Raw genomic sequence first — 10,366 nt, 5'->3', positions numbered from 1 at the left:
CCCCCCCAGAAAGCATGGCGCTTCGCCCCCTCATCCGATCCTCGACTTCGTCTCGGACGCCCCCCGCGACCCCCTCGGAAGGCATGGCGCTTCGCCCCTTCATCCTTGCCTCGACTTCGTCTCGGACAGAGCCTCCAGCACGTCCGCGAGTGCCACCACTCCCGCCTCGCAGTCTGCCTGCTCGGCGTGCTCGTCGGGGGAATGGGAGACGCCTGTGGGGTTCCTGACGAACAGCATGGCGCTCGGTACGCCCGCCGTGGCCAGGATTCCCGCGTCGTGACCCGCCCCCGTCGGGAGGATCGGCGCGGGCGTGTCGCCGCCCGCCACCCGGGCCAGCCGGTCCCTGAGCGCCGGATCGAAGTCCACGACCGGCGTCCACGACTCCTCGCGCACCTCCGCCGCCCCTGCCAGGTCCGCCACCAGGGCGCGTACGTCCGCCGCGCCGGGCCCGCGCACGTCCAGCCAGGCCGAGACATGGCCGGGGATCGCGTTGGCGTTGCCGGGCGAGACCCGCACCTTGCCGACCGTGGCGACCACGCCGCGCCGCTCGGCGTTCTCCCGGGCGGCCAGCACCATCCGGGCGAACGGCAGCATCGGGTCGTCCCGGTCGGCCAGCCTCGTGGTGCCCGCGTGGTCGGCCCGGCCGCGGAAGTCGAACCGCCAGCGCCCGTGCGGCCGGATCGCGCTCGCCACGCCGACCGGCCTGCCCTGGTCGACGAGCCCTCGGCCCTGCTCGACGTGCAGCTCCACAAACGTGCCGATCATGGCCAGGGTCCCGGCGTCCCGCCCGATCTCCCGCGCCTTCCGCCCTGCCCTGGTCATGACATCGGCCAGCGTGTCGCCGTCGTCGTCGGTGAGCGCGAGCGCCCTGTCCGCCTCCAGCGCGCCCGTGAGCAGCCGCGACCCCATGCACGGCACGCCGAACCTGGCGCCCTCCTCGTCGGTGAAGCAGGCGACGCCCAGCGGCTTCGACGGCGAGACCCCGCGTTTTCGCAGGAGGTCGAGGGCGGCGAAGGCCGACACGACGCCGAGGGGGCCGTCGTACGCGCCGCCCTGGCGTACGGAGTCGAGGTGACTTCCCGTCACCACGCCTGGACGGCCGGGCGACGGGTCGCCCCACCAGGCCCAGAGGTTGCCGTTGCGGTCCTCGCGCAGGTCGAGCCCCCGCCGCGCGGCCTCGCCCGCGAACCACTCGCGCAGCTCCATGTCCGCCTCCGACCAGGCGTCCCTGACGTAGCCGCCGGTCCCGGGATCCAGTCCTACGTGCGCGATGGGTTCAAGCATGGACCCACTGTAGTGAATGGATCCATTCAGTTCAGGTGACGGGGCCGCCCCTCGGGCGCAGGGTCAGCTCGGTGAGGTGGGCGTCGGGCCCGGCGGCGACGGCGGCCAGCACGGCCCGGGCCACGGATTCCGGCTGGAGGTACCGGTCAGGCTCGAACTCCCCGCCCTCGTACGCGCGCACGCCGCGCTGCATGTCGGTGGCCGTCCGCCCCGGATAGACGGTCGTGACCCTGAGCGCCGGCTCCTCCAGCCGCAGCGCGTCCGCGAACGCCTTCAGCGCGAACTTGCTGGCCGCGTAGGAGGCCCAGTCCGGGTTCGCGCGTTGCCCTGAGCCGGAGTTGACGCACACCACATGGCCCTTCGCCGCCCGCAGCGCGGGCAGCAGCAGCCTGGTCAGCTCGGCGACCGCGACGACGTTGACCTCGAACGTCCGGCGCCAGACGTCGGCGCCCTGGTCGGCGATCCTGCCGAGCACGCTGATGCCGGCGGAGTGCACGAGCACGTCGAGCCGCTCGACGCCCGCCACGTCCGCCTGCGTGACCCGCGTCAGCTCCACCGGCCACGGGCGCGCGTCCGGCAGCTCCGCCGCCACCCCGGCCAGCGCCTTCTCGTCCCGGCCGCCGAGTATCACGTGATGCGTCGGGCCCAGAGCCCTCGCGACGGCCGCGCCGACACCTCGCGAAGCGCCCGTGACCAGCGCCGTTGGTCTGTCAGTCATGAGATCAGCCTATGGGGGTTGACGTACATTCAAATTTGAATACAAACTTGAGCACATGTCGACGACGCGCGTCCTGATCCTCGGCGCCCTGCTGGACGGCCCCATGAACGGTTACGGCGTCCGCAGGCGGCTCGAAGTGATAGGCGCCGACTCCTGGGCCAACGTGGCGTTCGGCTCGATCTACCACGGGCTGGGCAAGATGGCGGGTGAGGGCCTGCTGGAGGTCATCGAGGCCGGCAAGGGCGGCAAGGTGGTCTACGGACTCACCGAGACCGGACGCGCGGAGTTCCACCGGTTGCTGCTGCTCTCCTGGCACGATGTCAAACCCATCGTGGACCCGTTCCAGGTGGCGCTGACGTTCATGGACCGGTTGGAAAAACAGGAGATTCTGGACGCGCTCTATGACAGGATTCGGCAGCTCAGGATGAGTGTCGACGAAGTCGGACGCGCCGTCGGCGCCAAGCAACGCTACGGCGCCCCCCGGCACGTCGACGAGAACCTCCGCCTGAACAGAGCCATGCTGCAGGCCCAGCTCGACTGGGTCGAGAAGGCGATCGGCCTGGTCGAGGCGGACGAACTGCCTTGAAGGAGCTGAACTCCCCCAATGATCATTAAGGCACAGGGCCTGCGCAAGACGTTCACCACCAGGAGCCGTAAAGGCACGCAGACCGTCGAGGCCGTGCGCGGCGTGGACCTGCAGGTGGGCAAGGGCGAGATCTTCGGCGTGCTCGGGCCCAACGGCGCGGGCAAGACCACCACGATCAGGATGCTCGCCACGCTGATCGCCCCCGACGCCGGTCAGGCCGTCATCGCGGACCACGACCTGCTCAAGGAACCCGCGGCCGTCCGGCGCAAGCTCGGTTACGTGAGCCAGGCCGGCGGGGTCGAGGACATCATGAGCGCCCGGGCCCAGATCATGATGGCCGCCAGGATCCACGGCGTGGCCGACCCGAAGCGGGCGGCGGACGACGTGCTGAAGCGCTTCGACCTGACCGAGATGGCCGACCGGCCGGGCCGCACACTGTCCGGCGGCCAGAAGCGGCGGGTGTCCATCGCGCTCGGGCTGGTGCACGACCCGCCGCTGCTCTTCCTCGACGAGCCGACCACAGGCCTCGACCCGCAGAACAGGGCGAACCTGTGGGACCGCATCAAGCAGTTGCGCGAGTCAGGCACGAGCGTGCTGCTCAGCACCCACTATCTCGACGAGGCCGACGTGTTGTGCGACCGGCTGGTGATCGTCGACCACGGCCAGATCGTGGCCGAGGGCACGCCCGCCGAGCTCAAGCGAGGGGTGTCCGGCGACGTGATCACGCTCAGGGTCGACGGACTGGAGACGGCCGCCGAGACGCTCAAGCCGTTCGCCCGCGAGATCCGCGTCGACGAGGACGTGCTGCGCGTCTACGTCGACGACGGCGAGCACACGCTGCCCGCACTGCTGCGGACGCTGGAGGAGCGGGGCATCAGGCTGAGCTCGATCGCGCTCGACCGCTGCACGCTCGACGACGTCTTCCTGGCCCACACCGGCCGTTCCCTTCGCGACACCGGAGCCGACGCATGATCCGCCACACCGCCCTGTTCACCGGCTACGAGCTGAAGAAGTCGTTCAGCAACCCGGTCTGGCTGATCTTCGGCATCATGCAGCCGGTGCTCTACCTGCTCATGTTCGCGCCGCTGCTGAGGACGATGACCCCGGGCGGCACGACGGTGGACGCGCTGCGGATGTTCACCCCCGCGGCGATGATGATGATCGCCATCTTCGGCTCGCTGTTCTCCGGCTTCGGGCTGATCGCCGAACTGCGCAACGGCTCACTCGAACGGTACGCCGTCAGCCCCGCCTGGCGGCCTGCCCTCGTCCTCGGGCGGGTCGCCAAGGACATGGTCGTACTTGTCCTGCAGGCGGTCCTGGTGCTGATCGTGGCGACCGTGATGGGCGTCCGCATCGGGGTCGTGGAGCTGCTGCTGGTGCTGCTGCTCATGGCCGCGACCGGGTTGTTCGCCTCCGGGCTCTCCCAAGGGCTGGCGCTGACCATCCGCGACGAGAACGGCATGTCGCAGACGATCAACCTGTTCATGCTGCCCGCCATGCTGCTGGCCGGGCTGCTCGTGCCGATCACGTTCGCGCCCGACTGGATGAAGTTCCTCGCGCCCATCAACCCGCTCTACCACGCGGTGGAGGCCGGGCGGGCGTTGTTCGACGGGCGGCTGACCGACTCGTCGATCCCGGTCGCGTTCACGGTGTTCATCGTGCTGGCGGTGCTCACGACCATGTGGTCGATGCGGTCGCTACGCAGGATCGCCGGATAGGAACGTCCCCGTCTCGTCGGTCATCCGTTCGTACTCCTCCAGCCGCGCCCTGGTGCGCAGCGGCGCCGCGTCGGCCATGGCCTCGACCAGGGCCATGGCCAGCGCGAGCGGCGCGGCGTGGGAGTCGAACACGAGCCGGTCGCCGACGGGCGCGTCCAGCACCACCTCGGCGGGGAAGTCGGACCTGTCCGTGATGGCCGCCACCCGCAGCCCGAGCTTCCCGGCGTACTCCAGGCCGTGCACGACCTCCGCGGGATATCTCGGCAGCACCACCGCCACCACCCACTCGGCGCCCGCCCGGCGGGCGGCGTGCAGCCCGTCGGCCAGCTCGGAGCCGCCGTGCGTGAGCAGCCGCACGTCGGGATGGATCCGGCGGGCGTAGTAGGCGAAGGTCGTGGCCAGGCCGCAGGAGACCCGCAGGCCGAGCACCGGCAGCGGCTCGGTGACGGCCAGCTGCTCGCCGAGCTCCTTCAGCGGGAAGGCCGACAACCTGTCCCTGACGAGCGCCAGGTTACGGATCTCGCCGTCGATGGCCCCGCGGAGCAGGCTCTCGTGCGGGGCCTCGGCCCCGCCTCCCAGCACGAGAGGCCGCAGCGCCTGCCGCAGCTCGGGATAACCCCCGAACCCCAGGACCATGGCGAACCTGGTCACGGAGGGCTGGCTGACCCCCGATCGCTCGGCCAGCTCCACGCTGGACAGGAAGATCGCCTCGTCGAGATGCTCGTGGAGATAGTGCGCGATCCTCCGCTGCACGGGCGAGAGCCTCCGGCCATCCAGCAGCACCTCCAGCCCACCGTGATATCCGTCCGCCACGCCACCTCCAACGCCTCCGGCCCGGCATTCTCATCCCGCACCCGGGTAACAGCCCCGGTAACAGGGGCGCTCAGGACTCGCGCATCGGGATGCGGACCCCCCGGGCGGCGGCCACCTCGGCGGCCTCCTCGTAGCCGGCGTCCACGTGCCGCATGACCCCCGTGCCCGGGTCGTTGGTGAGGACCCGGTTGAGCTTCTCACCGGCCAGCGCCGTGCCGTCGGCCACCGTCACCTGGCCGGCGTGGATGGAGCGCCCGATCCCGACGCCGCCGCCGTGGTGGATGGACACCCAGGCGGCCCCCGATGCCGTGTTGAGCATGGCGTTGAGCAGCGGCCAGTCGGCGATCGCGTCGGAGCCGTCGGCCATGGCCTCCGTCTCCCTGTACGGAGAGGCGACGGAACCGCTGTCCAGGTGGTCGCGCCCGATCACGATGGGCGCCTGGAGCTCCCCGGAGGCCACCATGTCGTTGAACCGCTCACCGGCGACGTTGCGCTCCCCGTAACCCAGCCAGCAGATCCGCGCGGGCAACCCCTGGAAGCGCACCTTCTCGCCGGCCTTCCTGATCCACCGCGCGAGCGGCTCATTGTCGGGGAAGAGCTCCAGGATCGCCCGGTCGGTCGCGGCGATGTCGGCGGGGTCGCCGCTCAGGGCGGCCCAGCGGAACGGCCCCTTGCCCGCGCAGAACAGCGGCCTGATGTAGGCGGGCACGAACCCGGGGAAGTCGAACGCCCGCCCATAACCGGCCAGCCGTGCCTCGCCCCTGATCGAGTTGCCGTAGTCGAAGACCTCGGCCCCCGCGTCCTTGAACCCGACCATGGCCGTCACGTGCCGCGCCATCGAGGCCCGCGCGCGCTCGGTGAACCCCGCCGGGTCCTTGTCGCGCTCGGCCGCCATGTCCGCGAAGGCCACGCCGACCGGGAGGTACATCAGCGGGTCGTGCGCGGACGTCTGGTCGGTCACGATGTCTATCTCGGCGCCGCGCGCGAGCAGCTCGGGGACGGCCTCGGCGGCGTTCGCGACCACGCCGATCGACAGCGGCCGCCGCGCGTCGCGCGCCTCATAGGCCAGCCGCAGCGCCTCGTCCAGCGAGGACGCCGCCACGTCGAGGTAGCGGTGCTCGATGCGGCGGGCGACCGAGCGCGGGTCGCAGTCGACGCAGATGACCACCCCGCCGTTCATGGTGACGGCCAGGGGCTGGGCGCCGCCCATCCCGCCGAGGCCGGCCGTCAGCGTGATGGTCCCGGCCAGCGACCCGCCGAAGCGCTTGGCGGCCACAGCGGCGAACGTCTCGTACGTGCCCTGCAGGATGCCCTGCGTGCCGATGTAGATCCAGGAGCCGGCGGTCATCTGCCCGTACATGGTGAGCCCGGCCGCCTCCAGCCGCCGGAACTCCTCCCAGTTCGCCCAGTCGGGCACCAGGTTGGAGTTGGCGATGAGCACCCGGGGCGCCCACTCGTGGGTGCGGAACACGCCCACGGGGCGCCCCGACTGGACCAGCAGGGTCTCGTCGCCCTCCAGGGTGGTGAGGGTCCTGACGAGCGCGTCGTAGGAGGGCCAGTCGCGCGCCGCCCTGCCGGAGCCGCCGTAGACGACGAGCTGCTCGGGGTGCTCGGCGACCTCCGGGTCCAGGTTGTTCTGGAGCATCCGGAGCGCCGCCTCCTGCGGCCACCCCTTGGCAGTGATCGTCGTGCCTCGCGGCGCGCGCACGCTGCGGCTCATCGTGCCCTCCTGAATGACCACATTCATCCACGTCACCAGCAGACTACAACGGTCAGCTCACGAGGAACTGGGTGGCGGCCAGCTCGCGGTAGAGGTCGTCGTCGCCGACGAGCGAGCCGTGCGTGCCGACGGCCCGTACGCCCCCCGCCTCCATCACCACGATCCGGTCGGCGTTCGTGACGGTGGACAGCCGGTGCGCGATGACCAGCACGGTCGTCTCCTCGGCCACCTCGGCGATGACCTCGCGCAGTCGCAGCTCGTTGACCGCGTCGAGCTGCGAGGTGGCCTCGTCGAGCAGCAGCAGCCTGGGCCTGCGCAGCAACGCCCGCGCGATGGCGACGCGTTGCCGCTCGCCGCCGGACAGCAGCACGCCACGGTGCCCGACCGCCGTCTCCAGCCCTTCGGGCAGCCTCTCCACCAGGTCGTCGAGCCTGGTACGGACGATCGCGCGGCGCAACTCGTCCTCGGTGGCGTCCTGGGCGGCGAAGAGCAGGTTCTCCCGCAGCGTGCCGGCCAGCACGGGGGCGTCCTGCTCGACGTACCCGAGCGCGGCGCGCAGCTCGCCCAGCGGCCAGTCGCGGATGTCGCGGCCGCCGATCGTGATCGTCCCGCCCTGGTGGTCGTAGAAGCGCTCCAGCAGGCCGAACACCGTGGACTTGCCCGCCCCCGACGGCCCGACCAGCGCGGTCAGCCCGCCAGGCGGCACCTCGAAGCTCACCCCCGCGTGCACGATCGGCCGGTCGTCGCCGTACCTGAACACCACGTCCTCGAACGTCACCCCGACCGGCTCGACGCCCGCCACCGCCCCGACCGGCGTGGCCGGCTCCGCGGGCAGGCTCTCGATCTCGTTGATCCGCTTCATCGCGGCCAGGCCCTGCTGCAACTGGACTCCGCCCTGGACGAGCTGCCCGATCGGCGGCACGAGGTAGAACAGGTACAGCAGGAACGCGATCAGCGACGACACCTCCAGCGTCCCCGAGGCGACCCTGGCCCCGCCGACGGCCAGCACGCACAGGAACGCGATCTGCACCGCCATGAACGTCGCCGTCCCCGCCAGTGACGTCCACGCGGCGACCTGCACGCCCCGGTCGCGGGCGCGCCCCGCCGCCTCGGCCACCTCGGCGATCTCCCGCTCCTCCGCGCCACTCGCCTTGACGGTCCGGTACGCCTGCAGCGCCCGGTCCAGCACGGCCCCCATCTCGCCCACGGCCTCCTGGGCGTGCGTCTGCGCCCGCTGGATCTTGGGCATGATCAGCGAGACCAGCCCGCCGATCAGCACCAGCACCAGCAGTGTGACCAGGAGCAGCACACCATCCATGATCGCCATCATGACGATCGCCCCGACCAGCATGAACGCGGCGCTGACCGACTCGACGACCCCGTTGGTCAGCACGGCGCGCAACAACGTCGTGTCGCCGGTGACCCGCGACAGCAGGTCGCCGGGCTTGAGCCGGTCCACGTCGGCGACCCTGAGCCGCAGCAACCGATCCACGAGCTTGCGCCGGGCGCCGAGCACGATGCCCTCGCCGGTGCGCTCCATCAGATAGCTGCCCGTGGCCGACACGACCGCGCCGACCAGCACCGCCACCGTCAGCCATAACAGCGGCGTGGCCATCGACCCGTTCTGGCCGAACGCGTCCACGACGTACTTAGCCAGCAACGGCATCGCGAGCCCCGCCGCCGAGCCGATCAAGCCCAGCAGTCCGCCCAGGACGAGCATCTTCCTGTGCGGGCGGATGTAGGCGAGTAGCTCCTTGACCACCGCATCTCCTTTCACGACATTTCTCGATTTACCCCAACGAACGGCACCGCACGATCGGCACCGGCCACAAGAGTCAACCTAAATTGACGACTCAAGTATGTCAACTTTGGTTGACATCTCCTTCTTGAGTAGGAGACGACATCCGGAAGCGAGCTTGGAACGAATAGGGCGTCGAGGAACCCGTCCTGCGGGGGCGAGCCCCCGCATACCCCCAAAAAAAGCAAGGCGCTTCGCGCGTCTTTCCATGTCAGCCTGGCGGCTGATCGAAAGGACCGAAAATGGAGCTCCGGATCAACCGGCGCGCTCTGGTCGGAATCGGCCTCGCGGCGGCCGTCGCCGCGTCGTCGCTCATCGTTCTCCGAACCGACTCCGGCACCGCTTCCTCGCACCGCGAGGCCCCGATGATCGCGGGCGATCCGCGTAACGACAACACCGACGTCTACGCGTTCGTCAGCCCGGACAAGGCCGGCACGGTGACTCTGCTGGCCAACTGGATCCCGTTCCAGGAGCCCCAGGGCGGCCCGAACTTCTACACGTTCGACACCAGGTCGCGTTACAACATAAAGATCGACAACAACGGCGACGCCAAGCCCGACGTCACGTACCAGTGGATGTTCCGCGACGAGGACAAGCGCGGCACCGACACGTTCCTGTACAACAACGGGCCCGTCACCTCGCTGAACGACCCCAACCTGCTCTACCGCCAGCGCTACACGCTCAAGCGGATCACTCCCCACGGCTCCAGGACGCTGATCTCGAACGGCATCGTGGCGCCCAGCAACGTCGGCCCGGCGTCCATGCCCGACTACGGCACGCTGCGCGCCCAGTCCATCGGGAACCTGCCGGGCGGCGGCAAGGCGTTCGCGGGGCAGTCGGACGAGGCGTTCTTCCTGGACCTGCGCGTGTTCGACCTGCTCTACGGCGGCAACCTGTCCGAGGTCGGCCAGGACACCACCAGGGGCTACAACGTCAACACCCTGTCGGTGCAGGTGCCCGCGTCGGACCTGGCCGTCAAGGGCGACGCCAGGCGCAACCCCGTGATCGGCGTCTGGTCGACCACCGACAAGCACAACGGCGACAAGTACGTCCAGGTCTCGCGCCTGGGCAACCCACTGGTCAACGAGGTCGTGGCGCCGGCCGGGCTCAAGGACGCGTTCAACGCGCTGCCCCCGGAGAAGGACGCCGACGTGGCCGCGCTGGTCAAGCGCGTCACCGACCCCGAGGTGGCCAGGCTGCTCGAGGGCATCTACGGGATCAAGGCGCCCGCCACCCCGCGCAACGACCTGGTCGAGATCTTCCTGACCGGCATCGCCAAGGCCAACGGCCCCATCAAGGCCGACCTGAACTCGCAGAGCCTCAACAAGGACGCGGCCAAGCTGCGCCCCTCCGAGATGCTGCGGCTCAACATGTCCATCCCGCCCGCAAAGGACCCGAACAGGCTCGGCGTGCTGGCCGGCGACCTGCAGGGCTTCCCGAACGGCCGGCGTCTCGGCGACGACGTCGTGGACATCGCACTGCAGGCCGTGGCCGGCGCCGCGCAGAGCGGCAAGCTCGTGGCGGGGCTGACGGACAAGGTGGACAGGAACGACAAGCCCTTCCTGCAGTCGTTCCCGTACATCCCGCTGCCGAGCAACGTGGCGCTGAACCAGCGCTGACCCTCAGGGACCCGCCGGTCCACTCTCCGATCCGGCCGGTCCGTCCCGGCGGCAGACCCCCGTCTCCCATCGTCTGCCGCCATGGAGAGGGCCGGTCGGCCGTGTTCCCC

9 protein-coding genes are annotated in these 10,366 nt (G+C 70.3%); 4 read left to right on the top strand and 5 right to left on the bottom strand.

Going from position 1 to position 10,366, the window contains the following annotated elements; all coding sequences use genetic code 11:
* Positions 1 to 99: 99 nt before the first annotated feature.
* Both ITP53_RS49975 and ITP53_RS49970 read right to left on the bottom strand, forming a co-directional pair.
* Positions 100 to 1,284, bottom strand: coding sequence for an allantoate amidohydrolase (locus tag ITP53_RS49975; protein WP_195902528.1), 1,185 nt, complete (start codon positions 1,282 to 1,284; stop codon positions 100 to 102).
* A gap of 31 nt (positions 1,285 to 1,315) precedes the next feature.
* The gene (locus tag ITP53_RS49970) at positions 1,316 to 2,002 is read right to left on the bottom strand and encodes an SDR family oxidoreductase (protein WP_195902527.1); all 687 of its coding nucleotides are present in this window, start codon (positions 2,000 to 2,002) and stop codon (positions 1,316 to 1,318) included.
* Between the two features lie 55 nt (positions 2,003 to 2,057).
* Between ITP53_RS49970 and ITP53_RS49965 the strand changes: the two genes are divergently transcribed.
* From ITP53_RS49965 to ITP53_RS49955, 3 genes are read left to right on the top strand one after another with little or no spacing between them, the layout of a single operon-like run.
* Positions 2,058 to 2,588 carry a PadR family transcriptional regulator gene (locus ITP53_RS49965; RefSeq protein ID WP_195902526.1) on the top strand — a complete coding sequence of 177 codons (531 nt, stop codon included), beginning with the start codon at positions 2,058 to 2,060 and terminating at the stop codon, positions 2,586 to 2,588.
* An 18-nt stretch (positions 2,589 to 2,606) separates the two neighbouring features.
* Positions 2,607 to 3,560: an ATP-binding cassette domain-containing protein gene (locus ITP53_RS49960; protein WP_207757562.1), complete on the top strand. Its 954-nt coding sequence runs from the start codon at positions 2,607 to 2,609 to the stop codon at positions 3,558 to 3,560.
* Complete coding sequence (locus ITP53_RS49955; RefSeq protein WP_195902525.1) at positions 3,557 to 4,306, top strand: ABC transporter permease; 750 nt, start codon at positions 3,557 to 3,559, stop codon at positions 4,304 to 4,306. Before ITP53_RS49960 ends, ITP53_RS49955 begins: the two co-directional genes overlap by 4 nt.
* Here ITP53_RS49955 and ITP53_RS49950 read toward each other — a convergent pair.
* From ITP53_RS49950 to ITP53_RS49940, 3 genes are all read right to left on the bottom strand, one after another.
* Positions 4,286 to 5,119 carry a MurR/RpiR family transcriptional regulator gene (locus ITP53_RS49950; protein ID WP_195902524.1) on the bottom strand — a complete coding sequence of 278 codons (834 nt, stop codon included), beginning with the start codon at positions 5,117 to 5,119 and terminating at the stop codon, positions 4,286 to 4,288. The genes ITP53_RS49955 and ITP53_RS49950 overlap by 21 nt on opposite strands.
* A gap of 70 nt (positions 5,120 to 5,189) precedes the next feature.
* Positions 5,190 to 6,839: a urocanate hydratase gene (hutU, locus tag ITP53_RS49945; protein ID WP_195902523.1), complete on the bottom strand. Its 1,650-nt coding sequence runs from the start codon at positions 6,837 to 6,839 to the stop codon at positions 5,190 to 5,192.
* A gap of 52 nt (positions 6,840 to 6,891) precedes the next feature.
* The gene (locus ITP53_RS49940; RefSeq protein WP_328818386.1) at positions 6,892 to 8,601 is read right to left on the bottom strand and encodes an ABC transporter ATP-binding protein; all 1,710 of its coding nucleotides are present in this window, start codon (positions 8,599 to 8,601) and stop codon (positions 6,892 to 6,894) included.
* 278 nt (positions 8,602 to 8,879) lie between these two features.
* Between ITP53_RS49940 and ITP53_RS49935 the strand changes: the two genes are divergently transcribed.
* The gene (locus ITP53_RS49935; protein WP_195902522.1) at positions 8,880 to 10,256 is read left to right on the top strand and encodes a DUF4331 domain-containing protein; all 1,377 of its coding nucleotides are present in this window, start codon (positions 8,880 to 8,882) and stop codon (positions 10,254 to 10,256) included.
* Positions 10,257 to 10,366: the final 110 nt, after the last annotated feature.

Origin of the sequence: Nonomuraea cypriaca, assembly GCF_015645445.1 — a bacterium.
Classification (GTDB): Bacteria; Actinomycetota; Actinomycetes; order Streptosporangiales; family Streptosporangiaceae; genus Nonomuraea; species Nonomuraea cypriaca.
This window is presented reverse-complemented; position numbering and strand designations above follow the sequence as displayed.